The organism is Acinetobacter sp. LMB-5 (genome assembly GCF_001541635.1).
GTDB lineage: Bacteria > Pseudomonadota > Gammaproteobacteria > Pseudomonadales > Moraxellaceae > Acinetobacter > Acinetobacter pittii.
On the sequence record NZ_LRDR01000016.1, the window covers coordinates 41,853 to 68,128 of the forward strand.

The window sequence follows — 26,276 nt, forward strand, 5'->3', positions numbered from 1 at the left end:
TATGAATTTTGTTATTATTTCTAGTTTTCTTCCTTCAATATTAAATTTTCGTGGAAAATTACTTGAAGCTATTCATAAAAAAGGCTATCAAATTCATATTATTGCTCCAGATCTAGAACTATTTCGAGATGAAGTAAATAAATTGCAATTACTTGGTTACTCTGTTTACTCTGTTGAAATGCAAAGAACTGGGACTAATCCAATTGCAGATATAAAAACACTATTTGAAATCTATAAAATTACAAAGAAAATTAAACCAGACTATGTCTTGTCATATACGATTAAACCTGTGATCTATGGCACGCTTGCCGCTTATTTGGCAAAAGTGCCAAATCGTTTTTCACTCATCACAGGATTGGGATATGCTTTTCAGAATGTAGACAGTACAAGTAAAAGAAGCACGTTTCAAAAAGTCGTACATTGGCTTTATAAACAAGCATTAATAAGATCATCCAAGGTTTTTTTTCAAAATCCTGATGACCTTGCTTTATTCAAACAATTAAATTTATTAAGTAATAAGGTGCCAGCCGTAGTTGTCAACGGGTCTGGTGTTAATGTGACTGATTTTGAAGTTGTAAATTTGCCTCGTGCTGTGAATGGTGAAGTTAGGGTTTCATTTTTATTAATTGCTAGATTATTACAAGATAAAGGAATAAGAGAGTATGTAGACGCTGCTAAATTAATTAAAAAAGAATATCCTCAAATTGAATTTAATTTAGTGGGTTGGATAGATGAAAATCCAACCGCAATCAAACAACAAGAATTAGATTCATGGATTGATGGAAAAATTATTAAATATTGGGGAAAGCTTTCTGATGTTCGTCCCGCTATTGCTGAAAGTTCAATTTATGTATTACCTTCATATAGAGAAGGCACACCTCGTACTGTTTTAGAAGCAATGTCTATGGGACGAGCTATTATTACAACAGATGCTCCTGGATGTAGAGAAACTGTAGAGCACGATGGAAATGGTTATTTAGTTGAAGTAAAGTCTGTCACTAGCTTAGAGATGGCAATGAGAAAGTTTATTCAGAATCCTGAATTGGCTGAAATTATGGGAACACGTTCTAGAGAGATTGCATTACATAAATATGATGTACATCAAGTGAATCATCATATGATGACAGAAATGGGAATTAAATAAGTGTTAAAACGTTTACTTGATATCATTATTGCTTCTGTAGCATTAATTCTACTTTCACCTTTATATTTTTATGTTGCATATAAAGTGAAAAAAAACTTAGGTTCGCCAGTATTGTTCCGCCAAGTTCGTCCTGGTTTACATGGTAAGCCGTTTGAAATGATTAAGTTTCGGACAATGAAAGATGCAACAGACTCGCAAGGTAATCCTTTACCAGACAGTGAGCGCCTAACGCCATTTGGTAAAATGCTTCGTTCTACTAGTCTAGATGAAATGCCTGAGCTTTGGAATGTAATCAAAGGTGATATGAGTATTGTAGGTCCAAGGCCCCTATTAATGGAGTACTTGCCACTTTATAATAAAGAACAAGCAAAGCGTCATGATGTACGTCCAGGGATGACTGGTCACGCCCAAGTGAATGGACGTAATGCAATTGGTTGGGAAGAAAAATTTAAACTTGATACTTGGTACGTTGAAAATAGATCGCTTTGGTTAGACTTTAAAATAATGCTGCAAACCGTTAAAAAAGTAATTGCTAAAGATGATATTAATGAAGCGGGTGAGGCGACGATGACGAAGTTTACAGGTTCAAAGTCGGAAGCAGATAAATGAATAATCAGGTCTATGCTATTTATGGTGCTTCGGGCTGTGGCCGTAGTTTGATGCCTGTTGCAAGACAACAGCTTCAACGTCAGGGTATTTCAGCTGAAATTTATTTTATTGATGATAGTTTACAAGAAGAAAAATTAGTAAATGGTCATAGAGCTTTAAACTATCAAGCTTTTAAATCAATAGATTGCTCTTATAAATATGTATTAATTGCAATTGCGAATAGTCAGATTCGTGAAAAAATCGCAAATCAATTGGTTGTGGATGGTATTAAACTTTGGTCCATACAAGCTGATAATACAGTAATTATGGATAACGTAGAAATTAGTGAAGGAGCAGCCCTAAGTCCTTTTGTTTCAATTACATCAAACATAAAAATTGGTAAATGTTTTCATGCTAATTTATACAGCTATGTTGAGCATGATTGCGTGATTGGCGACTATGTGACTTTTGCCCCTGGCGTTAAATGCAATGGTAATATTCACATCGAAGATCATGCATACATTGGTACTGGAGCAGTTATTAAACAGGGCACACCTGATAAGCCTTTAGTAATTGGTAAAGGTGCTATTGTTGGAATGGGCGCCGTAGTAACCAAAAGTGTTCCTGCTGGTGTAACTGTTGTAGGTAATCCTGCAAGAATTTTAGAAAGAAAGTAAGTAAGAAATATTTTATTAGGAAGTTAAAATGTTAAACACTGCATTTGAACCATGGCCAAGTTTTACAACAGAAGAAGCTGACGCAGTCAAAAATGTATTACTATCAAATAAAGTAAATTATTGGACCGGTCAAGAATGTAGAATTTTTGAAAAAGAATTCGCTGAGTTTTCTGATACAAAATATGCGGTTGCTTTAGCAAATGGTACCGTGGCTCTAGATGTCGCATTAAAAGCCTTAGATATTGGTGCGGGTGATGATGTTATTGTGACATCTCGTACTTTTTTAGCTTCAGCAAGTTCGATTGTAACAGCTGGCGCTAATCCTGTTTTTGCAGATGTAGAATTAGATTCTCAAAATATTTCACGTCGTACTATTGAGGCTGTACTTACACCAAATACTAAAGCCATTATTTGTGTACATTTAGCTGGTTGGATGTGTGATATGGATCCGATTATGCAACTTGCTGCTGAGCGTGGTATATATGTTATTGAAGACTGCGCCCAAGCTCATGGAGCAAAATATAAAGGTAAAGCAGCAGGTTCTATCGGTCATATTGCGGCATGGTCATTTTGCCAAGACAAAATTATGACAACTGGTGGTGAGGGCGGTATGGTCACCACGAATGATGAAACGCTTTGGAAAAAAATGTGGTCTTATAAAGATCATGGTAAAAGTTACGACAGTATTTATAATAAACAGCACCCACCAGGTTTCCGTTGGTTACATGACTCATTCGGAACTAACTGGCGTATGATGGAAATGCAAGCAGTGATTGGTCGAATTCAGTTAACTCGTATGGCTGAGTGGACTAAAAAACGTACTGAAAATGCAGAAAAGATTTTAAAAGCCTTTGACGGCTCTCCTTTCTTTAGTGTTCATACTCCCTCTGTAGATTATGTCCATGCATATTATAAATGCTATGTCCAAGTGAATTTAGAAGCCTTGCCAGATGGTTGGTCACGAGATCGTATTATGCAAGAAATTAACTCTCAGGAAGTGCCTTGTTTTAGTGGGTCTTGTTCTGAAGTTTATTTAGAGCATGCATTTGATGGTACACCATGGCGTCCAGAAAAGCGTCTAGAAAATGCACAGAAATTAGGTGAAACCAGTTTAATGTTCTTGGTTCATCCGACTTTGAGTCAAGAAAGTATAGAAAAAACGATTCGTGCAATTAATACTGTTAATAGAGCTTTACAATCATAAGAAATGTGAAGCTATTCTCATAGCTTTCTTTTAAATTATGATCTGACTTAAAGTTATGTAACCGCTGCGTAAATTTTATTTCTACTTATATAAGAAATGAGTATAAATATCGCACGGTTACTAGAACGATTAGAAGAGTATTGTGAAAAAGATTATTTATCAGTTTGCGTCAGCTCCTCGGCTTACAAAACAATGTTTTTTGGTTCTTATCGACCTATTCGCTTTTCCTGTTATTTTGTGGCTATGTTATGCCATTCGATTATTTGATTTAGGTGCTGAAGTTATTCCAGGCATTAACTATGGTGTGGCATTTGTTACAATTTTAGCCATCTTAAGCTTAATGCTAACTGGAGTTTATCGCTTTATTGTTCGTACTTTTAATGAAGCCTTTATTGCTAAATTAGCAATTGCGGTTACGTTAATGGTCATTGTTTTATATGGCATGAATGCTTTTTCACCTGCATTTGTTCCGACTTCAATTCCATTAATGTTCGGCTTCTTAATGTTTAGTTGGGTGTGGTGTAGTCGTGCATTTATTCGTTTTATCGTAAAAGCTACGTTACAGACTGGTGAAGAGCGTAAGCGAATTGCGATTTACGGTGCTGGTGATGCAGGGCAGCAAATTGCAGCTGTGCTTTATCGTTCAGGTAATCATTTACCCGTTTTTTTCATTGATGATAATCCATCTTTACAAGACCATATGGTTGGTGGTTTAAAAGTACTATCTTTAGAAAAAGCTTTACAACGTTTTGAAAAGTATAAAACTGATGAAATTTTGCTAGCATTACCTTCAGTAGGTCGTGTGCGTAAAAGTGAAATTATTCAACAGCTAGAACCTGCACATCTCAAAATTACTGAGCTTCCTGGTCTTACACAACTTGTTGATGGTGAGCTCAAAGTTGCAGATATTCGTGAAGTAGACATTATTGATTTACTGGGACGTGACCCTGTACCTCCTGTAGATCATTTACTTGCAAAAAATATCCATAATAAGATTGTTATGGTCACTGGTGCGGGTGGTTCTATTGGTTCTGAGTTATGCCGTCAAATAATTAAAAATCAGCCTAAAATGTTGATTATTTATGAAATTACAGAGTTTGCGCTTTATAGTATAGATAAAGAATTACGTCTAGCGGCTCAATGTGAAATTGTGCCTATTTTAGGTACAGTGCAAGATCAACAGAAATTAGAACGTATTATCGAGCAATATGGCGTTCAGACTGTTTACCATGCTGCTGCCTATAAACATGTACCTTTAGTTGAGTGTAATCCAATAGCAGGATTAAAGAACAACGCGATTGGTACTGCGAATAGTCTAAATGCAGCTGTGAAAAAAGGTGTGGAGACATTCGTTCTCATCTCGACCGATAAAGCAGTACGTCCTACTAATGTCATGGGTGCATCAAAACGTATGGCAGAGCTTTACTGCCAAGCCATGGCTGAAGCTCAAAAACAGACTCAAATTAGTATCGTGCGTTTTGGTAATGTATTAGGGTCTTCTGGCTCAGTAGTACCTTTATTTAAACAACAAATTGCCAAAGGTGGTCCAATCACTGTGACTCATCCAGAAGTCACACGCTACTTCATGACTATTCCTGAAGCATCTCAGTTAGTTATTCAAGCTGGTGCTCTAGGGAGAGGTGGTGATGTATTTTTACTTGATATGGGTGAACCTGTCCGTATTCAGGATTTAGCTCGACAAATGATTTCTTTAAGTGGCTTAACCGTGCGTGAACAAGATTCAATGCAAGGGGATATCGAAATTCAATATAGTGGATTACGCCCAGGTGAGAAACTTTATGAAGAATTGTTAATTGATCAAGAGAATACTGAATATACCGAGCATAGTAGGATTCTTCGATCATTTGAAAAATTCTACCCTCTTACAGAAATTCAAGAAGTCTTTGATCGAGTGAATAATATGACTGCTGTCCAGCAAGATATTGATTGGGCGCTATGTCAACTTGAACACTATGTTGATGGTTATAAACGTAGTAAAGATATTATGGTTAATTAGAGAGTGAATGTGTGATTAAAAAGGCAGTTTTACCTGTAGCTGGATTAGGTACACGTTTTTTACCGGCAAGTAAGTCAATTCCTAAAGAAATGGTCACAGTAGTTGATCGTCCTGCGATTGAATATGTAGTGCGTGAAGCTGTAGAAGCAGGAATTGAGCAAATTATTCTGGTAACGCACTCATCTAAAGCATCAATTGAAAATTATTTTGATCGAAACTTTGAACTTGAAACGACTTTAGAGCAGAAGAAAAAGTTTGATCTGCTTGATGAGATTACTCAAATTATCCCACCTCATGTAAGTGTAGTGAGTGTAAGACAGCCTCAACCTTTGGGTTTGGGGCATGCTGTTTTATGCGCAAAAAGTATTATTGGGCAAGATGATTTTGCTGTGTTGTTACCAGATGTATTGGTTAAAGATAACTCAGGGCAAAATGATTTATCGCGTATGATTTCTCGTTATGAAGTGAGTCAAGCTGCTCAAATCATGGTTGAAGCAGTACCCGATCATTTAGTAGATCAATATGGGATTGTTGATGTAAAACAGAGCCCGGCTGAGGGTGAAAGTATTGTTATGCAGGGTATTGTCGAAAAGCCTGCTGTCGGCTCTGCACCTTCTAATTTATCTGTAGTCGGACGTTATATTTTACCGGCTAAGATTATGCAGCTTCTAGAAAATACTCCGAAAGGAGCGGGCAATGAAATTCAGTTAACTGATGCTATTGCGATGCTTCAAAGTACAGACATAGTGGAAGCCTATCGGATGCAAGGTCAAACTTTTGACTGCGGCAGTAAACTTGGTTATTTGAAAGCTGTACTGCATTATGGTGTTGCACATCCTAAATTGGGATTAGAATTTAAACATCTGATTCAAGAACTTAAACTATAAAGTTTTGTAGCTCTGCTTAAGTATTTGTAAAAACTGCTGAATATGGTAGCAGAGCAGTATATTCTTTTCCTGGAAAAGGAATAGAAATCTATAAATCAGGTGTGCAATGAAAATCGCAGTATTTGGAACAACGTTACATGCCGGTGTTATGGCGGCATTATTGGCTGAATATGGTAACCAAATTTATTGGTGTACCTGTGTAAGTTGTGAAGAAGATGTTTCTGTCCTTACGTATCAAGATCAAGAAGTAAATAATTATTTAAATAAACAAAGAAAAGCAGGTTTTTTAATTGAGAGCCCTTTTTCCGAGATCCCTTTAGATATTGAAGTATATTTATTTTGTTTTAGTCCCACACAAATGGAACTTGCTTTAAAAACCGTACAAAAACTGAGTGAGCGACCAATTGTTCATCCTAGATTAATGATTAATGGTTCAACTTTTGGTTTACACGGTACAGAAAAATTAAAACAGCACTTGCCAAAAGATGAGTGGGTTTACTTTCCTGATGTGATTCAGGAGGGTAATGCTATCAATAGTGTATTGAATGTAAAACATGTCATTGTTGGTGTTGAATCTAGGAATGCAAGTGAGACCATGCAAGAGTTACTGCGTCCTTTTTTCCAATTTAGTTATCAATATTTATTTATGCCAATTTTAGATGCGGAGTTTACCAAACTTAGTATCTCGGGTATGTTGGCTACCCGCATTAGTTATATGAATGACTTAGCTATGGTTGCCGAAAAGTTAGGTATTGATATTGCGAATGTAAAGCATGGTATTGCTGCTGATACACGAATAGGTGCTGCATATTTATCGCCTGGTGTAGGATTTGGTGGTGAGAATTTTTCGCATGATATTTTAACCCTTTCGAGCACCGTATCTGAAACAGGAACAAAAAGCCGTCTTTTAGAACAGGTTTGGGCGATTAATGAACAGCAAAAAGAAATTTTATTTCGTAAATTATGGAATTATTATCACTGTAGTTTAAATGGCAAAACGGTTGCGATTTGGGGTGCTTCTTTTAAAGAAAATACTTCAAATATACATAACTCACCGATTCATATTTTATTGGCGGCGTTATGGGCACAAGGCGTAATAGTGCGCCTGCACGATCCTCAAGCTTTAGATGAAATAGCTGCAATTTACGGGCCTCGGGAAGATTTAATTTTATGCACTGATCAATATGAGGCTGCACAAGATGCTCATGCATTGTGCCTCGTCACGGCATGGAAGCAATATTGGAGCCCTGACTTTAAGCAACTACAACAGTTAATGAAACATCCGTTAATTTTAGATGGACGTAATATTTATGATCCAGCATATGTAAAAGCGAAAGGCTTTGCTTATGAAGGAGTAGGTCGCTTATGAGTAAATCAATTGAGCAATTTCCGAAGGAATTAGTCTCGCCTCTAGCTCATCTTCAAACCTTAGGTGAAGAAAACTCAAAATTACATATCAAAGAGTTATTTGCTTTAGAGCCAGATCGTTTTCATAATTACTCAGTAAAGTTTGATCAATTATTTTTTGATTATAGTAAGCACCGAGTAACTAAGGATATTTTAGAACAGTTAGTAGCTCTTGCGAAGAATAAAAATTTAATCCAATGGATTAATCGTCTTTTTTCACAAGATAAAATTAACTGTACCGAACAACGTGAAGCAATGCACTGGGCATTGCGTTTACCAGCTGACTATTCAAAGTTTCCAGATTTAACAGAACAGGTTCATAGTCAGTTAGAACGTATGTATGCCTTAGTGGAAAAAATCCATGCAGGGCAATATCGTGGTGCTACTGGTGAAGTGATCCAAGATGTTGTCAATATTGGAGTGGGTGGTTCTGATTTAGGACCACAAATGGTGACTCATGCGTTATCTGATTTTAAGGTGAAAACGGCTAAGCCCCTTAACACTCATTTTGTCTCAACGATGGATGGTAGTCAGCTATCAGAACTGCTCCATCAACTTCGCCCAGAAACTACTTTATTTATTATTTCTTCAAAATCTTTTGGGACGATTGATACCTTATCAAATGCCCAAACAGTACGTCAGTGGTTAGAAAAGACATTAGGGAAACATGCTCGCGTATTAAAAAGCCATTTTATTGGTGTGTCCACAAAAGCTGACAAAATGTCTGAATGGGGTATTGCACCTGAGAATCAATTATTGCTGTGGGATTGGGTAGGTGGTCGCTATTCACTATGGTCTTGTATTGGTTTGCCTATTGCTTTGACGATTGGTGTTGACGGATTTAAGCAACTTTTAGCAGGGGCTCACGCCGTTGATGAGCATTTTCAAAATACAAGTTTTGATCAAAATATTCCTGTTTTAATGGCATTATTAGGAATTTGGAATAATAATTTTTTAAATATTCAGACTCATGCGGTCTTGCCTTATGATGGACGTTTAAAATATTTTGCTGCTTATTTACAACAATTAGAGATGGAGTCTAATGGCAAGTCGGTGCAGCGCAATGGTCAAAAAGTTGAGCTAGATACTTGCCCAATTGTGTGGGGTGAAGTTGGTCCAAATGCTCAGCATGCGTTCTATCAATTGCTACATCAAGGCTCCCAAGCAGTCAGTTGTGATTTTATTGCACCAATTCAACGTTATAATGCAGACCACTTTACCTATGCTGAAAACGCAGATGCCTTAGTTGAGCAACATCATCTTGCTCTCTCTAATTGCTTGGCGCAATCACGCTTATTGGCTTTCGGTAATGAAGCTTTGGATTCAACTGAATTAGAAAATCTGCCAATTTATAAGCAATATGAAGGTAATCAGCCGAGTTCTACCTTATTATTAAAAGAACTTAATCCTTATAGTTTAGGAATGTTAATTGCTTTATATGAACATAAAGTTTTTGTTCAATCTGTAATTTGGAATATTAATCCATTTGACCAGTGGGGAGTTGAAAAGGGTAAACAGATCGCTGATCAGTTACTCCCGATTTTAAGTGGCGTTCAAAATGATTCTTCAAAACTTGACGCTTCAACACGTGGATTAATTAAAATATTGTTAGGAAAAGTAGATGGCTAAAATTCTAGTCACTGGTGGCGCAGGTTATATTGGTTCACACACATGTGTTGAACTTTTGCAGGCTGGTCATGAAGTTATCGTTTTTGATAATCTTTCAAATAGTTCTGAAGAATCTTTAAATAGAGTTCAAGATATCGCCCAAAAAAGTTTAATTTTTGTGCATGGTGACATCCGCAATGCAGATGAGTTGGACCGTGTATTTCAAGAGCATCCTATTGATGCGGTTATTCACTTCGCAGGTTTGAAAGCAGTGGGTGAAAGTCAGGAAAAGCCACTCATTTATTTTGATAATAATATTGCCGGCAGCGTTCAACTGGTTAAATCGATGGAAAAGGCAGGTGTCTATACGCTTGTATTTAGCTCATCTGCAACAGTTTATGATGAAGCCAATATATCTCCATTAAATGAAGAAATGCCAACAGGTATACCAAGTAATAACTATGGATATACTAAACTGATTGTTGAGCAATTATTACAAAAATTGTCCGCATCTAATCCAAAATGGTCAATCGCATTACTTCGTTATTTTAACCCAGTCGGTGCACATAAAAGTGGACGTATTGGGGAAGACCCACAGGGTATACCAAATAATTTAATGCCGTATGTGACACAAGTTGCTGTTGGTCGCCGTGAGAAACTATCCATTTATGGTAATGACTATGAAACTGTGGATGGTACTGGTGTGCGTGACTATATCCATGTGGTCGATTTAGCGAATGCGCACTTATGTGCTCTCAATAACCGATTGGATGCGACAGGTTGTCGTGCATGGAATATCGGTACGGGTAATGGTTCATCTGTTTTGCAAGTTAAAAATACATTTGAAAAAGTTAATAGTGTGCCTGTAGCTTTTGAGTTTGCACCGCGGAGATCTGGAGATGTAGCCACATCTTTTGCAGACAATCGTCGTGCAGTTACTGAGTTGGGTTGGCAGCCGCAATATGGTTTAGAAGATATGCTTGCTGATAGCTGGAATTGGCAGAAGCAGAATCCTAATGGCTATAACTAAGTAAATAAAAAAGGAGCAAATTGCTCCTTTTTTATTTCTGATTAGCTTTGAATTAACCCAGTCAACTCATCTACATAGTGTTGCATTGGCTGGGCTTGGCGGTCTGCACGACTTTCAATGTTGAGTCGTAATAACGGTTCAGTATTTGAAGCACGGACATTAAAACGCCATGTGCCAAAGTCGAGGCTTACACCATCGGTACGGTCAATTTGTGGATTTTGATCGGCATAGAAATCGAAAATCTTTTGAATAGTAGTTTGTGTATCAGCTACTTTAAAGTTGATTTCACCACTACAAGGAAACTTGGTAATCATATTTTCAACAAGTGTTGAGAGAGATTGCCCTGTTTCAGAGAGTAGGGCAACGGTGAGTAACCACGGAATCATGCCGCTGTCACAGTAAGCAAAATCACGGAAATAGTGATGGGCACTCATTTCGCCGCCATATACGGCATTGTGTTCACGCATGACATCTTTAATGAATGCATGTCCAGATTTTGACTGTACGGCAATGCCTTTGTATTCATCGACGATATCAAACGTATTCCATACTAAACGTGGGTCATGAACAATTTTCTCACCAGACTGTTTGATTAAGAAAGCCTGAGCCAATAGACCAACAATATAGTAGCCTTCAATGAACTGACCTTTTTCATCGAACAAGAAACAGCGGTCAAAATCGCCATCCCATGCAATTCCCATATCGGCTTTATACCCAATTACAGCATTTCGGGTACTGTCACGGTTTTCAATTAAAATTGGGTTAGGGATGCCATTTGGGAAAGTACCATCTGCTTCATGATGAATTTTAATAAATTCAACAGGTACGTTAAGCGCTTTAAATTTTTCTTCAATAGCATCAATTACGTGACCAGCTGCACCATTACCTGCGTTTACCACTAACTTTAATGGACGGATTTTTGCAGGTTCAATATAAGTCAGTAGATGGTCAACGAACTCAGGCAAAATGTTATAGCTTTGCGTTGTACCTTTTTGACTAACTTCTTCAAAGTTATTGTTTTCTGCTAAAGCCTGAATTTCTTTTAGACCTGTATCGGCACTAATTGGACGAGCATTTTCTCGAACCAATTTCATACCGTTATAGTCCATTGGGTTATGACTAGCAGTAACTTCTATACCACCCTGTACATCTAAATGGAAAGCGGCAAAGTAAACTTCTTCAGTTCCTGTCATGCCCAAATCAAGCACATTCACACCCGCATCATTTAGGCCGTGAATAGTTGCTTGTTTTAAAGACTCACTGCTTAGACGAATATCACAACCTACAACCACGGTCTTTGGTTTATAGATTTGTCCGTAAGCACGGCCAATTTTATAGGCGATTTCTTCATTCAATTCGGTGCCGAGTTTGCCTCGGATATCATAGGCTTTAAAACACGTTAAAGTAGTCATTATTTAGTTCAATACAAATGATTTAAGTTTTGGGCATTATTATACATTTATCAATAAATGATTATGTTTATTGTTTTATATTCAAATTTTTCACTTTATTTCTGTAAGTCATATTTAAGTTTATAAGAAAGTATTTTTAAGACTTTAGTCTAATAAGTAAATCCATAAGTTTGAAATGTCTTGATTTTACTTATTACTATTGGTCTTACCAATTATAGTGATTATTTAATGATTGATCTTGCCAACATCTGTGTTTATGATGCGGTCTGTGGTTTAAGGAACAACATTTGCACTTAATTTTTAATTGGTCATACCAATTGTGTTAAATGTTTAAGAATTTAAGGTACAAAAATTCGCCCCGGCATTTCAAGGAGATGACAATGCTCAATATGTGGCAACAACTTTATGACCCTTTAAATAATATTTGGCTGTCCAGTGCGGTTGCATTAATCCCGATTATTTTCTTCTTTTTAGCATTAGCAGTTTTTCGTTTAAAAGGCAGTATTGCGGGTACAGGTACAGTCATCATTGCATTACTGATTGCGCTATTTTTCTATCAAATGCCGGGTCAAATGGCCTTTGCGTCAATCATTTACGGTTTCTTCTACGGTCTATGGCCAATTTCATGGATCATTATCGGGGCAGTTTTTCTATACAAGATTTCGGTAAAAACAGGCCAGTTTGAGATTATTCGCTCAAGCATTTTGTCGATTACCGAAGACCAACGTCTGCAAATGTTATTGGTTGGTTTTGCATTTGGTACTTTCCTTGAAGGGGCGGCTGGCTTTGGTGCTCCAGTTGCGATTACCGCTGCACTCCTTGTTGGTTTAGGCTTTAAGCCACTTTACGCTGCTGGTTTATGTTTAATTGTAAATACGGCGCCAGTGGCATTTGGTGCAATGGGTATTCCAATTATTGTGGCGGGGCAGGTTTCTGGTGTAGACACCATGGAAATTAGCCAGATGGTTGGTCGTCAGTTACCATTTTTAGTCATTATTGTGCTGTTCTGGATCATGGCGATTATGGATGGCTGGCGTGGTGTTAAAGAAACTTGGCCTGCAGTGTTAGTCGGTGGTGGTGCTTTTGCGATTGCCCAATATCTTACATCTAACTTCATTGGTCCTGAGTTACCAGACATTACCGCAGCAATTGCATCATTGGTGAGCTTAACTTTACTGTTCCGTGTTTGGAAACCAAAACATATTTTCCGCTTTGAACCTGAAGCGGGCCAAACTTTGACTCAGCAACCTACTACGGTTCAACGTTATAGCATTGGAAAAATTGCTAAGGCATGGTCTCCATTTGCCATCTTAACAGTCATGGTGACGATCTGGAGTATTAAGCCATTTAAAGCATTATTTGCAAAGGATGGTGCTCTTGAACACTGGATTTTTAAACTTGAAGTACCGTACTTACATAAATTGGTCGAAAAAATGCCGCCAATTGTGGCAGAGATGAAACCATACGAAGCGATTTATAAGTTTGACTGGTTCTCTGCAACAGGTACTGCAATTTTTATTGCCGCAATCATCACTGCTATTTTCTTAAAAATGAAAGCAAGTGAGGCAGTTACAACCTTTGGTGAAACACTCAATGAGTTAAAAACACCGATTTATTCAATTGGTATGGTGTTGGCTTTTGCTTTTATTGCGAACTATTCAGGTTTATCTGCAACTTTAGCTTTGGCTCTATCACATACGGGTCATGCATTTACTTTCTTCTCACCATTTTTGGGTTGGCTTGGTGTATTCCTTACGGGTTCAGATACCTCTTCAAATGCTTTGTTCTCGGCACTACAGGCAACCACAGCTCAGCAAATTGGTATCCCAGAAGTATTGCTTGTGGCTGCCAATACCAGCGGTGGTGTAACAGGGAAGATGATTTCTCCGCAGTCGATTGCGATTGCTTGTGCCGCAGTAGGCTTAGTTGGAAAAGAGTCTGACTTGTTCCGTTTCACGGTAAAACATAGCATCATATTCACTGTCTTTGTTGGCATCATTATTACGGTTCAGGCTTATCTTGTTCCGTGGATGATTCCATAACTCCAGTGAAGGAAACGCGATGAGAATCTCCGATCAAGTGGCCATGAAATTGCAGGCATTAATTGAAGAACGTCACATGAAAAAAGGTGACCGTTTGCCTGCCGAACGCCAGCTTGCAACTAGCTTGGGAGTTTCTCGTCCGTCTTTGCGTGAAGCAATTCAACAGCTCAATAGTCAAGGGGTGCTCAGTAGCCGCCGTGGCGATGGGACCTATATTCAGCAGTTACCTGAACAGTGGCCACAGCAACTGATTGTGAACCCGATTAGCAACCTGATTGAAGAAGATCCGCTCTACCGTTTCGATGTGCAAGAGGCGCGGTTATTACTTGAAGGTGGCACTGCTTGGTATGCCGCATTACGCTCAACGCCTGAAGATCGCGCCAAAATTCATCATTATTTTAATGAAATTAGTCGCCATCAAAATGCGGGTGACTCGGCGCAAGCTGCGGTGGCCGATGCTGAATTCCACTTAGCGATTGCTGAAGCATCTCACAATGTTGTGTTGATCCAAATGATGCGTAGTCTGTTCGATTTGCTGCAATACAACGTCTTGTTAGGACGTAAAAAAGTTTATAACGACCCCGTAAATGGTGACTTGCTGAGCGAGCAGCATTTTCAGGTAATGGATGCTATTGATCGTAAAGATCCCGAGGCCGCACGCCAAGCTGTCTGCGGTCATATTGAATTTGTGATTAATCATGTACGTTCTCTGGATGAAGACGAAGCTCGCCAGAAACGTGCAAACCGTTTAAATAGAGTTGATTCAAAATGATTATTTCTTCTGGCAATGATTATCGTGCTGCGGCACAACGTCGCTTACCACCATTTTTATTTCATTACATTGATGGTGGAGCGTATTCAGAATATACCTTAAAGCGTAATGTACAAGATTTGTCAGAAATTGCATTGCGTCAACGTGTGCTCAATGACATGTCAGCGTTAAGTTTAGAGACAAAACTATTTAACGAAACCTTGTCTATGCCAGTTGCATTAGCGCCTGTGGGTTTAACAGGTATGTATGCACGCCGTGGTGAAGTGCAAGCCGCAATGGCAGCCGATAAAAAGGGCATTCCATTTACACTTTCAACGGTTTCGGTGTGTCCGATTGAAGAAGTTGCACCAGCAATTAACCGTCCAATGTGGTTCCAGCTTTATGTATTACGTGACCGTGGTTTTATGCGTAATGCTTTGGAACGTGCAAAAGCAGCTGGTTGTTCAACACTGGTATTTACTGTAGATATGCCTGTACCGGGTGCGCGCTACCGTGATGCCCATTCGGGTATGAGTGGACCAAATGCTGCGATGCGCCGTTATATGCAGTCTATGTTCCATCCACATTGGTCGTGGAATGTCGGCTTAATGGGTCGTCCGCACGACTTGGGCAATATCTCTAAATATTTAGGTAAGCCGACTGGGCTTGAAGACTATATTGGTTGGTTAGGCTCGAACTTTGACCCATCCATTTCATGGAAAGACCTTGAGTGGATTCGTGAATTTTGGGATGGCCCAATGGTGATTAAGGGCATTTTAGATCCTGAAGATGCCAAAGATGCGGTGCGTTTTGGTGCTGACGGTATTGTGGTATCGAATCACGGTGGCCGTCAGTTAGATGGCGTGATGTCTTCTGCTCGTGCGTTGCCTGCAATTGCTGATGCCGTCAAAGGTGACTTAGCGATTTTGGCTGACTCAGGCATTCGTAATGGTTTAGATGTGGTGCGTATGTTAGCGCTCGGTGCCGATACGGTTTTACTTGGCCGTGCATTTGTTTATGCCTTGGCAGCAGCAGGTGGGCAAGGGGTGTCGAACTTGCTTGATTTAATTGATAAAGAAATGCGTGTTGCGATGACCTTAACGGGTGCTAAGTCGATTTCGGATATTAATGCGGATTGTTTAGTACAGGCGATGAAGCTCTAACGTTTCCGTATTAACTTTGATGATATTGGCACGACGGAGTCTTATCGGAAAAAGTTCAATGGAAGTAGCTAATTGACATTACTTTTTTAAAAAAGTAACCAAAAATCTTTTGCTGAGCAAACCGTACTTCCTTGTACAGTTGCTCAACAGGCGGCATCCTGCCGCCAACGCGTAGCCAATTTGAATTAAATCTAACACCTAGAGATTAGCTGCTAGTGCTAAGTGAAATGGTTTTGATCTTGCGTAGCTTTAGTCGCTACTCATGCCAAAACAAAAGTAATGGAATTAGCTACTTTAAATATTAGTTCTAAACGGAAAAACTCCGTCGAGCTTTTCTGATTTTTAAAAAACTATGTGGTATGGATGACCAAAAGGAAACCATCATGCAAACATTTTCTCCTCAAGCAGTGATTGATCGCTTACAAAATATTGTAGGGCGTTCGCATGTTTTGACCGATGATCAAAGCACGCGTCAGTACCGACAAGGTCGTCGTTTTGGTGAGGGGAAAGTACTTGCTGTGGTGGTGCCGGGCACATTGCTAGAGCAATGGCAGGTACTCCAAGCTGCGATTGACGCAGACTGTATTGTGATTATGCAGGCGGCAAATACAGGACTCACTGGTGGTTCAACCCCCTATGGCGATGATTATGATCGTCCTGTTTTAGTCATGAGTACTCGCCGATTAAAGGGTATTCAAGTCATCCATGACGGCAAGCAAGTCATTTGTTTACCAGGTGCAACCTTAGATAATTTAGAACAAATTTTAAAAGGTTATAATCGTGAACCACATTCGGTGATTGGTTCATCTTGTATTGGTGCATCAGTACTTGGCGGTGTGTGTAATAACTCTGGTGGTGCACTGGTACGCCGTGGCCCGGCTTATACTGAACTGGCGTTATATGCTCAGGTCAATGCTGCTGGTCAATTAGAACTGGTGAATCATTTAGGGGTGAATTTAGGCTCGACTCCTGAAGAAATTTTGACTCGTTTAGAGAAGCAACAATACCAAGCTATAGATATTTTAGATGACAGTGAAAAACAGGCGTCTGACCATCGCTATGCCCACGATGTGACCCAAGTTGATGAAGATACACCTGCTCGTTTTAATGCAGACCCGTCACGTTTGTTTGAAGCATCGGGTTCGGCAGGTAAAGTCTGTGTGTTTGCTGTACGTCTTGATACTTATGAAAAAGTAGAAAGTAATGTCTTTTATATTGGTACTAATGATGCTGATGATTTAACAGCGATTCGCCGTTATTTACTGACCTCACTGCCAAGTCTACCGATTGCAGGCGAATATATTCACCGAGATGCTTATTTAATTGGTGAAAAGTACGGAAAAGACACGTTCTTATTTATTGAAAAATTTGGCACAGCCAATGTTCCAAAAGCCTTTGCCATGAAAGACAAAGTCGATGGCTTTTTAGAAAAATTTAAAATTAAAGGCTTAACGGATCATATTTTACAATCGATTACCTTCTTTTTACCGAGTCATTTGCCGAAGCGTATGACCGAATATCGAGACCGTTATGAGCACCATTTAGTGCTGCGTGTTGAAAATAATTCAAAAGCACAAACCGAGCAGTTTTTAAAAGAATATTTTGCAGTGCATCAGTCAGGTCACTATTTCGTATGTAGCGAAGAGGAAGGTCGAAAGGCGTTCTTGCACCGTTTTGCGATTGCAGGGGCAGCAATTCGTTATCGAGATACGCACCGTAGTGAAGTTGAAGATATTGTGGCACTTGATATTGCGTTACGTCGTAATGACCGCGAATGGGTAGAGCAATTACCAGCCGAGATGGAAAACAAAATTCTCCATAAACTCTATTATGGGCATTTCTTTTGTCATGTGTTCCATCAGGACTATATTCTTAAAAAGGGCAATGACCCTTTAGAAATGGAACATCAAATGTGGAAATTACTCGATGCACGCCGTGCTGAATATCCGGCAGAGCATAATGTTGGGCATCTCTACATTGCCAAACCGGCATTGGCCAATTTTTACCAAAAACTCGACCCAACTAACAGTTTTAATGTAGGTATTGGCCATACCTCAAAACTGAAATATTGGGGCAAGGCTAAATCTTAATATTGAGACATAAAAAAAGGCGCCGAAGCGCCTTTTTTAATAGATGATTTATGCAGCTTCTACTGATTTAGCAAGTACTTCTGCAACTGCTTTAGCAACAGTGTAAACATTGTTCATGTTTAAACCTGCTACACAAATACGACCACTGCGTACTAAGTAGATTGCATATTCTTCACGCAAGATATCAACTTGCTCAGCAGTTAAACCTGTGTAGCTGAACATACCTTTTTGGTTTACAAGGTAGCTAAAGTCACGGTCTGGTAATGCTTTAGTAAGTTCGTCTTTCAAGATGCTACGCATTTTGATAATACGCTCACGCATCTCTTTCACTTCACCTTGCCATTGTTGGTTAAGTGCAGCGTCATTTAAAACTTCATCAACTAACCAAGCACCTGTTGTAGGAGGGCTAGAGTAAATACGGCGTACAGTCGCTTTTAACTGACCGAATGTGCACTGAGCAGCTTCTGCATCGTCACATACGAAAGTTAAGCCGCCAACACGTTCGCCATATAAAGAGAAGATTTTAGAGAACGAGTTGCTCACAATGAAGTTTAGACCCGCTTGGTCTAAAGCACGGATTGCATACGCATCTTCTTCCATACCGTCACCAAAACCTTGGTAAGCGATATCTAGGAATGGAATAAGGTTACGGTCTTTTAATACTGCAATTACTTGGTCCCATTGAGCTGGGTTTAAGTCAGCACCCGTTGGGTTGTGGCAGCATGGGTGCAATAACACAATGCTTTGCTCAGGCAAAGTTTTAAGTGTAGAAAGCATACCGTCAAAATCTACACCACGCGTTTCGTTGTCGAAATATGGGTAGAAATGAGTTTTGATGCCAGCGCCATTGAAAATCGCAACGTGGTTATCCCAAGTTGGTTGGCTTACCCAAACGTCTGAATTTGGGAAATAAGTTTTTAAAAAGTCCGCACCAACTTTCAATGCACCTGAACCACCAAGTGTTTGGATGGTTACAGCACGGCCAGCTTTAACTGCTGGGCTGTTTGCACCAAATAAAAGTGCTTGAATTGCTTCACGGTAAGGTTTGAAGCCTTCCATTGGCAAATAAAGTTTGGTTTTACCGTTTTTAGGCTCGATACGCTTTTGCGCTTCAAGAATGGTCTCTAACTGAGGAACAATGCTGTCTTCGTTATAGTAAAGACCAATACTCAAGTTTACTTTTCCAGAACGAGTATCAGCATTGAACTGTTCCATTAAAGAGAGAATTGGATCGCCTGCGTATGGGGGGATATGTTGAAACATCAAAAAAGTCCTTTCATTCAACAATATGCATAGTGCTGGGTTTTTTCTGTCTCGAAAAATACGCCACAACTATGTCGATGCTCAATAATGTATCAATAAAGCTACCGTGAAGCACCTGATAATTTCACTAATATCGATATTTTCTGGATGAAAATGATAAAAAGATTTAAAAGAAATTACGGTAAATAGAAACTAATTTCTAACTCATGCTTTCATTCAAGCAGATTGTCTACAATCTTGCTGTAATACATTGGTTGTAGACTAAAGTTTGAAACAAAAGATTAGAGGTCGAAAAGTAGCTAAAAAAGTGCCATAAATCTATAGGTAAAATAATATTAAATAACTGTTTTATAAATACTAATTGGTAAGTGGTTTAATGGTTTAAATATAAGGTGAGATAACAGGTCTAACGATAAAATTTGACCTGATGCGTTCTGTAAAGTGTCAACAATCACCTTGATTTTTTTCATTCATACCGCTATAAAACTCATAATTGATTAAAAATTGTCGACAATATGCAAGATTTGACCTTCGCACCAGAGCCATTACAAAGTCAGGGAAGAACACTGACCGAGAATGTATTTAAACAAATACAGACGGCGATTGTTTTGGGTCAAATTCCGGCAGGTAGCAAGATTTCTGAGCCTGAGCTGGCACGTACTTACGGCATTAGCCGTGGGCCTTTACGTGAAGCGATTCATCGCCTTGAAGGGCAACGTCTGGTTGAGCGTACTGCACACGTGGGCGCGCGCGTGGTTTCGCTTTCACTGCAACAGTTTAAAGAGCTTTACCAGATTCGTGCGTCTTTAGAGGGTTTGGCTTGCAAACTTGCTGCACAGCATATTGATAAAAAGCAAATTTTGGCGCTACGTGATGTTTTACGTATGCATGCTGAAGATGAAAACTTTAAAGCAGGTAAGGGATATTACTTGCAAGAAGGGCAGGACGATTTTCACTACTGCATTATCAAAAGTAGTGGCAATAAAACCTTAGAAAAAATGCTATGTGATGAGCTTTATCACCTCATTCGCATGTACCGAATTCAGTTTTCAAACACACCCGATCGACCGAGCAAAGCTTGGGACGAACATATCCGTATTTTAGATGCAATTGCAGAAGGCGATGGTGAACTTGCCGAGCTGCTCATGCATCGACATATCAATGCTTCTTACAAAATTATTGAGCAAACACTGCTACAAGCACAAGGAGAACATAACAATGGCTAAACAATCCGCAGGTCAGCTATTTCGCGATGCAGTAGCCCAAGAAAAGCCATTACAAGTGGTTGGAACCATCAACGCCAATCATGCACTTTTGGCAAAACGTGCAGGTTATAAAGCGATTTACTTATCAGGTGGTGGTGTGGCCGCTGGTTCTTTAGGCTTACCTGATTTGGGAATCAGTAACCTTGATGATGTGTTGACAGACGTACGCCGTATTACCGATGTATGTGATCTTCCTTTATTAGTCGATGCTGACACAGGTTTTGGTGCTTCTGCATTTAACATTGCCCGTACGACAAAAGCACTTATCAAGTTTGGTGCTGCGGCAATGCACATCGAAGACCAAGTGGGCGCAAAACGTTGTGGTCACCGTCCGAACAAAGCCATTGTGACTCAAGAAGAAATGGTTGACCGTATTAAAGCTGCGGTTGATGCGCGTGGTGATGACAGCTTCGTGATTATGGCGCGTACCGATGCATTGGCAGTAGATGGTTTACAAGCTGCAATTGACCGTGCGGGTGCCTACATTGAAGCGGGTGCAGACATGTTGTTCCCTGAAGCAATTACTGAGCTTGATATGTACAAGCAATTTGCTCAGAAGACTGGTGCACCAATTTTGGCAAACATTACAGAGTTTGGGTCTACACCACTGTTTACCACTGAAGAGTTAGCATCTGCCGATGTAAGCCTTGCGCTTTATCCGCTTTCTGCTTTCCGTGCCATGAACAAGGCAGCCGAAACTGTGTACGAAACCTTACGTAAAGAAGGTACTCAAAAGAACGTGGTTGATATTATGCAAACGCGTAAAGAGTTATATGAACGCATTAATTACTACGCGTTTGAAGACTACTTAGACAACGCATTTGCTAAAAAGAAATAAGAAGTGAAAACGGTACGAATCCGTCGTGTTTAATAAATAAATTCAGATAGATAGGAAAGGACAATCTTATGAGCTCAAATGAAACAACAACAGGCTTCAAACCAAAAAAATCAGTTGCACTTAGCGGACAAGTTGCAGGCAACACAGCACTGTGTACCGTAGGACGTAGTGGTAACGACTTGCACTATCGTGGCTATGACATTCTTGACCTTGCAGCGGGTAGCCAGTTTGAAGAAGTTGCTCACTTGCTCGTACATGGCAAACTACCAAACAAAGCTGAACTCAAAGCCTATAAAGCAAAATTAAAAGCACTTCGTGGCTTACCAGCAGCACTTAAAACTGCACTTGAACAACTTCCTCCGTCTGCACACCCAATGGATGTGATGCGTACAGGTGTTTCAGTTCTTGGTTGCTTAACGCCAGAACACGAAGACCACAATGAAGCGGGCGCAAAAGACATTGCTGACAAATTAATGGCAAGCCTAGGCTCAATGCTGCTTTATTGGTATCACTTCAGCAACAACGGTCGTCGTATTGAAGTTGAAACTGATGATGACTCAATTGCAGCGCATTTCTTACATTTACTTCATGGCGAAAAACCATCTGAAGAATGGATTCAAGCAATGCATACATCTCTTATTTTGTATGCTGAGCACGAGTTCAACGCATCTACATTTACCTCACGTGTGGTTGCAGGTACAGGTTCTGACATGTACTCGGCAATTACTGGTGGTATTGGCGCACTTCGTGGACCTAAACACGGTGGTGCAAACGAAGTTGCATTCGTGATTCAACAACGTTACGACAATGCAGACGAAGCAGAAGCTGACATCCGTAAGCGTGTTGAAAATAAAGAAGTTGTGATCGGTTTTGGTCACCCTGTCTATACAGTTTCTGACCCACGTAACGAAGTGATCAAGAAAGTTGCGCACGACTTAGCAGAAGCACAAGAGAACACCAAAATGTACCTCATCGCTGAGCGTTTAGAAGCAGTGATGAAAGAAGTGAAAAATATGTTCCCGAACCTCGACTGGTTCAGTGCGGTGAGCTATCACTTAATGGGTGTTCCAACTGCAATGTTCACACCATTGTTCGTGATTGCACGTACAGCAGGCTGGTCAGCACACGTGATCGAACAACGCCAAGACGGCAAAATCATTCGTCCAAGCGCGAACTACACAGGCCCTGAAAACCTCGAATTTAAACCATTGGCGGAGCGTGGTTAATGAACACAAAATACCGTAAACCGCTGGCAGGTACCCAGCTTGAATATTACGACGTGCGTCAAGCCGTTGAAGATATTCAGCCAGGCGCATACGAAAAACTGCCTTACACCTCTAAAGTACTCGCAGAGCAATTGGTACGCCGTGCCGATGCCGAGAACTTAACTGCTTATTTAACGCAGTTAATTGAACGCCGTCAGGACTTGGACTTTCCTTGGTACCCTGCGCGTGTGGTGTGTCATGACATCCTAGGCCAAACTGCATTGGTTGACCTTGCAGGTTTACGTGATGCGATTGCTGACAAAGGCGGTGACCCATCTAAAGTTAACCCAGTTGTACCAACACAGCTCATTGTCGACCACTCTTTAGCGGTGGAATACGGTGGTGCTGACCCAGACGCTTTTGCAAAAAACCGTGCTGTTGAAGACCGTCGTAACGAAGACCGTTTCCACTTTATTGAGTGGACTAAAACAGCATTTAAAAATGTCGATGTAATCCCTGCGGGGAACGGCATCATGCACCAGATTAACCTAGAGAAAATGTCTCCAGTGATTCAGGCGCGTGATGGCGTGGCATATCCAGACACTTGCGTGGGTACAGACTCACATACACCACATACCGACGCTTTGGGCGTGATTTCTGTGGGTGTAGGTGGTTTAGAAGCTGAAAACGTAATGTTGGGCCGTGCATCTTGGATGCGTCTGCCAGACATTATTGGTGTTGAGTTTGTAGGTCAGCGTCAGGCAGGCATTACTGCAACAGATATCGTACTTGCTCTAACAGAGTTCTTGCGTAAAGAGCGTGTAGTGGGTGCTTACCTTGAGTTCTTTGGTGAAGGTGCTGACAGCATGTCTGTAGGCGACCGCGCAACCATTTCGAACATGACACCAGAATATGGCGCTACGGCTGCAATGTTCTACATCGACCAAAACACAATCGACTACTTACGCTTAACAGGCCGTGAAGATGCTCAAGTGGCATTGGTTGAACAGTACGCAAAAGAAATCGGCCTTTGGGCATCTGACATGACCAAAGCAGAGTACCCACGCGTACTTCGTTTTGATCTATCAAAAGTAACGCGTAACATTGCTGGTCCATCAAACCCACATGCACGTGTTTCAACAAGCGATTTAAAAGAAAAAGGCATCGCGGGTGTTGTTGAGAACCGTTCTGATGGCTTAATGCCAGATGGTGCAATTATTATTGCTGCCATTACTTCATGTACCAATACTTCTAACCCGCGTAACACTGTGGCGGCAGGTTTGTTGGCACGTAAGGCAAATGAACTTGGTTTGGTTCGTAAACCTTGGGTGAAATCATCATTTGCACCAGGTTCAAAAGCGGCTGCACTTTACCTTGAAGAAGCAGGTGTTCTAAAAGACTTAGAACAACTTGGTTTTGGTATTGTGGCTTACGCTTGTACGACGTGTAACGGTATGTCGGGTGCGTTAGATCCAGCCATTCAACAAGAAATTATTGACCGTGACTTGTACGCAACAGCAGTACTGTCTGGTAACCGTAACTTCGATGGCCGTATCCATCCATATGCAAAACAAGCATTCTTGGCATCTCCACCGCTTGTTGTAGCGTATGCAATTGCGGGCACGATTCGTTTTGATATTGAAAAAGATGCGTTAGGTCATGACAAAGAAGGTAACCCGATTTACCTGAAAGACATTTGGCCATCTGACGCTGAAATTGATGCCTTAGTTAAAGAAGCTGTGAAGCCTGAACAGTTCCGTAAAGTCTACATTCCAATGTTTGACTTAGGTGTAACGGAAGAAGCTGAAAGTCCGCTTTATGACTGGCGTCCACAAAGTACTTACATCCGCCGTCCGCCATATTGGGAAGGGGCGTTGGCTGCACCACGTACTTTAGCGAACATGCGTCCACTTGCAATTTTGGGTGACAACATCACTACCGACCACTTGTCGCCTTCAAATGCGATTTTGATGGACTCGGCTGCGGGTGAATACCTTCATAAAATGGGCGTACCAGAAGAAGACTTCAACTCATATGCAACGCACCGTGGTGACCATTTGACTGCACAGCGTGCAACATTTGCTAACCCGAAACTCTATAACGAAATGGTAGTTCGTTCAGACGGCACCATTAAGCAAGGTTCAAAAGCGCGTGTAGAGCCAGAAGGCGAAGTCATGCGTATGTGGGAAGCAATTGAAACCTACATGAACCGTAAACAGCCATTAATTATTGTTGCGGGTGCTGACTACGGTCAGGGTTCAAGCCGTGACTGGGCTGCAAAAGGTGTACGCCTTGCGGGTGTTGAAGCGATTGTAGCAGAAGGTTTTGAACGTATTCACCGTACTAACTTGGTGGGTATGGGCGTGTTACCACTTGAGTTTAAACCGGGTGTAAACCGCAAGACTTTAAAACTAGATGGTACTGAGCTTTATAGCGTAATTGGTAATATTGCGCCGCGTTCGACTTTAACTTTAGTGATTGAACGTGCCACAGCGGATGGTAAAGAAGAGATTCTTGAAGTGCCAGTGACTTGCCGTTTAGATACAGAAGAAGAAGTTTCTGTATATGAAGCGGGCGGTGTATTACAGCGTTTTGCACAAGACTTTTTAGAAGGCCAAGTGGCTTGATACTTTAGTTAAACTTTATTGATATTGTTTAAAAAAAACCCTACATTTATGTGGGGTTTTTTTGTTGAGAATAAGAATGGAAAGATACTTAGATTTAGACGGTGATTCTGGAATTCATGCGTATGAAATTGGTGATACATATATAAGAGTGCAGTTTGATAGAACTTTTAAAATTTATACTTATAGTTATCGAAGTGCAGGCGCTAGCCGAGTTGAAGATATGAAGCGACTAGCTAGAAATGGCGATGGTCTAAATTCTTATATTATGAGATATGCTAAAACATTATATGAATAATTAATTACTAGAATTCGATAAAAATATTCAGGGTAATAGATTTTTAGTATTAAATTTAATTTTTAAGGCTAGGTATGTTAGATAAAAATATTTTTGAAAAAATTGAATTGTTAAATGTGGCAGTAAATGATTATTTTATAAAGTTAAATGAACATAGTATATGGTTGTTTCTTTCAATAATGGGTTGGATAGGTATTCCTAATGAGCAAAAATCTATAAAGATATTAGCATTAATAGGAATTCTCCTCTTCTTTTTTTATTATCTTTCAACTTCTAAGTTATGGAAAGAGGCAGGCGAATTATCAGAAGAGGGAGGAGGTAAAACGTTTAAGGATTTGTTTTTATATTATAAAAATGAAGTTGAGCGAACTGATTTGTCAGCAGATGATAAAAATAATGCCTTGAATAAGTTGGTTGAAATTGAAAATAGGTATTTCAATTTCAGGAAAAATGGATTTAAGATTATTTGTAATAATTATTGTTTCTTTTTTACGATGGGTTTTTTTACTCTAGTTCTTTTTAATCAATATAGTGGACTTAAAATATGGTAAAACTATTAATATAATAAATATTTATGAGAAATAAAAAAAGCCCGACATCCTGTCGAGCTTTTTCGTATTTGGTTGCTAGATATGACTCCTGTCGTATCTCACGATCCTGATGCATGAACCTATTATTGTTGTTTTATGTTCCGGAACATCCTGTTCCTGTATGACTTCATATTAGGAAAAAAGTTGTAAGTCGCCAATCCGCAAAATCCCTA

The 26,276-nt window shown here is 39.9% G+C and carries 22 protein-coding genes; 19 read left to right on the forward strand and 3 right to left on the reverse strand.

The window, feature by feature from the left end:
• Position 1 precedes the first annotated feature (1 nt).
• From AW165_RS17195 to galE, 9 genes are all read left to right on the forward strand, one after another.
• Positions 2-1,144, forward strand: coding sequence for a glycosyltransferase family 4 protein (locus tag AW165_RS17195; protein ID WP_060466539.1), 1,143 nt, complete (start codon positions 2-4; stop codon positions 1,142-1,144).
• Positions 1,145-1,753, forward strand: a complete 609-nt coding sequence (locus AW165_RS17200; RefSeq protein ID WP_060466540.1) for a sugar transferase — start codon at positions 1,145-1,147, stop codon at positions 1,751-1,753. It abuts the gene before it with no gap.
• Positions 1,750-2,409 (forward strand): acetyltransferase, encoded by a 660-nt coding sequence (locus tag AW165_RS17205; RefSeq protein WP_060466541.1) that lies wholly within the window; start codon positions 1,750-1,752, stop codon positions 2,407-2,409. The genes AW165_RS17200 and AW165_RS17205 overlap by 4 nt, the downstream gene beginning before the upstream one ends.
• A gap of 28 nt (positions 2,410-2,437) precedes the next feature.
• The gene (locus AW165_RS17210) at positions 2,438-3,613 is read left to right on the forward strand and encodes a DegT/DnrJ/EryC1/StrS family aminotransferase (RefSeq protein WP_060466542.1); all 1,176 of its coding nucleotides are present in this window, start codon (positions 2,438-2,440) and stop codon (positions 3,611-3,613) included.
• Between the two features lie 142 nt (positions 3,614-3,755).
• Positions 3,756-5,630 (forward strand): nucleoside-diphosphate sugar epimerase/dehydratase, encoded by a 1,875-nt coding sequence (locus tag AW165_RS17215; protein WP_060466543.1) that lies wholly within the window; start codon positions 3,756-3,758, stop codon positions 5,628-5,630.
• Positions 5,631-5,641: 11 nt separating this feature from the next.
• Positions 5,642-6,517: a UTP--glucose-1-phosphate uridylyltransferase GalU gene (galU, locus tag AW165_RS17220; protein WP_032053498.1), complete on the forward strand. Its 876-nt coding sequence runs from the start codon at positions 5,642-5,644 to the stop codon at positions 6,515-6,517.
• A 106-nt stretch (positions 6,518-6,623) separates the two neighbouring features.
• Positions 6,624-7,886: a nucleotide sugar dehydrogenase gene (locus tag AW165_RS17225; RefSeq protein WP_060466544.1), complete on the forward strand. Its 1,263-nt coding sequence runs from the start codon at positions 6,624-6,626 to the stop codon at positions 7,884-7,886.
• Positions 7,883-9,553 carry a glucose-6-phosphate isomerase gene (gene pgi, locus AW165_RS17230; RefSeq protein ID WP_060466545.1) on the forward strand — a complete coding sequence of 557 codons (1,671 nt, stop codon included), beginning with the start codon at positions 7,883-7,885 and terminating at the stop codon, positions 9,551-9,553. Before AW165_RS17225 ends, pgi begins: the two co-directional genes overlap by 4 nt.
• Entirely contained in the window at positions 9,546-10,562 is a 1,017-nt protein-coding gene (gene galE / locus AW165_RS17235) for a UDP-glucose 4-epimerase GalE (RefSeq protein WP_060466546.1), read from the forward strand. Before pgi ends, galE begins: the two co-directional genes overlap by 8 nt.
• Before the next feature lie 41 nt (positions 10,563-10,603).
• On the opposite strand, the gene AW165_RS17240 is transcribed toward galE, so the two are convergent.
• A complete protein-coding gene (locus AW165_RS17240) occupies positions 10,604-11,974 on the reverse strand; it encodes a phosphomannomutase/phosphoglucomutase (protein WP_060466547.1) in 1,371 nt (456 codons plus the stop codon).
• Between the two features lie 374 nt (positions 11,975-12,348).
• Here AW165_RS17240 and lldP point away from each other — a divergent pair, with 374 nt between their 5' ends.
• From lldP to dld, 4 genes are all read left to right on the forward strand, one after another.
• Positions 12,349-14,016, forward strand: a complete 1,668-nt coding sequence (lldP, locus tag AW165_RS17245) for an L-lactate permease (protein WP_171254258.1) — start codon at positions 12,349-12,351, stop codon at positions 14,014-14,016.
• Between the two features lie 19 nt (positions 14,017-14,035).
• Positions 14,036-14,788, forward strand: coding sequence for a transcriptional regulator LldR (gene lldR, locus AW165_RS17250; RefSeq protein ID WP_060466549.1), 753 nt, complete (start codon positions 14,036-14,038; stop codon positions 14,786-14,788).
• Complete coding sequence (gene lldD / locus AW165_RS17255; protein ID WP_002050500.1) at positions 14,785-15,930, forward strand: FMN-dependent L-lactate dehydrogenase LldD; 1,146 nt, start codon at positions 14,785-14,787, stop codon at positions 15,928-15,930. Before lldR ends, lldD begins: the two co-directional genes overlap by 4 nt.
• Before the next feature lie 383 nt (positions 15,931-16,313).
• A complete protein-coding gene (gene dld, locus AW165_RS17260; RefSeq protein WP_060466550.1) occupies positions 16,314-18,020 on the forward strand; it encodes a D-lactate dehydrogenase in 1,707 nt (568 codons plus the stop codon).
• A 48-nt stretch (positions 18,021-18,068) separates the two neighbouring features.
• Here dld and AW165_RS17265 read toward each other — a convergent pair whose 3' ends face one another.
• Together AW165_RS17265 and AW165_RS19505 are read right to left on the reverse strand one after the other, a co-directional pair.
• Entirely contained in the window at positions 18,069-19,283 is a 1,215-nt protein-coding gene (locus AW165_RS17265) for an aromatic amino acid transaminase (protein WP_060466551.1), read from the reverse strand.
• A 335-nt stretch (positions 19,284-19,618) separates the two neighbouring features.
• Positions 19,619-19,753: a hypothetical protein gene (locus tag AW165_RS19505; protein WP_078225513.1), complete on the reverse strand. Its 135-nt coding sequence runs from the start codon at positions 19,751-19,753 to the stop codon at positions 19,619-19,621.
• 45 nt (positions 19,754-19,798) lie between these two features.
• Here AW165_RS19505 and AW165_RS17270 point away from each other — a divergent pair, with 45 nt between their 5' ends.
• The 6 genes from AW165_RS17270 to AW165_RS17295 all read left to right on the forward strand — a co-directional run bounded on the left by AW165_RS17270 (position 19,799) and on the right by AW165_RS17295 (position 26,064).
• A complete protein-coding gene (locus tag AW165_RS17270) occupies positions 19,799-20,509 on the forward strand; it encodes a GntR family transcriptional regulator (protein WP_001153627.1) in 711 nt (236 codons plus the stop codon).
• Positions 20,502-21,386: a methylisocitrate lyase gene (prpB, locus tag AW165_RS17275; RefSeq protein WP_004706036.1), complete on the forward strand. Its 885-nt coding sequence runs from the start codon at positions 20,502-20,504 to the stop codon at positions 21,384-21,386. The genes AW165_RS17270 and prpB overlap by 8 nt, the downstream gene beginning before the upstream one ends.
• A 68-nt stretch (positions 21,387-21,454) precedes the next feature.
• On the forward strand, positions 21,455-22,612 hold the full coding sequence (gene prpC / locus AW165_RS17280) for a 2-methylcitrate synthase (RefSeq protein WP_004795430.1): 1,158 nt from the start codon (positions 21,455-21,457) through the stop codon (positions 22,610-22,612).
• The gene (acnD, locus tag AW165_RS17285) at positions 22,612-25,218 is read left to right on the forward strand and encodes a Fe/S-dependent 2-methylisocitrate dehydratase AcnD (RefSeq protein ID WP_060466552.1); all 2,607 of its coding nucleotides are present in this window, start codon (positions 22,612-22,614) and stop codon (positions 25,216-25,218) included. Before prpC ends, acnD begins: the two co-directional genes overlap by 1 nt.
• A 76-nt stretch (positions 25,219-25,294) precedes the next feature.
• Complete coding sequence (locus tag AW165_RS17290; protein ID WP_060466553.1) at positions 25,295-25,513, forward strand: hypothetical protein; 219 nt, start codon at positions 25,295-25,297, stop codon at positions 25,511-25,513.
• Positions 25,514-25,587: 74 nt separating this feature from the next.
• Complete coding sequence (locus AW165_RS17295) at positions 25,588-26,064, forward strand: hypothetical protein (protein ID WP_060466554.1); 477 nt, start codon at positions 25,588-25,590, stop codon at positions 26,062-26,064.
• The last annotated feature ends 212 nt before the right edge of the window (positions 26,065-26,276 follow it).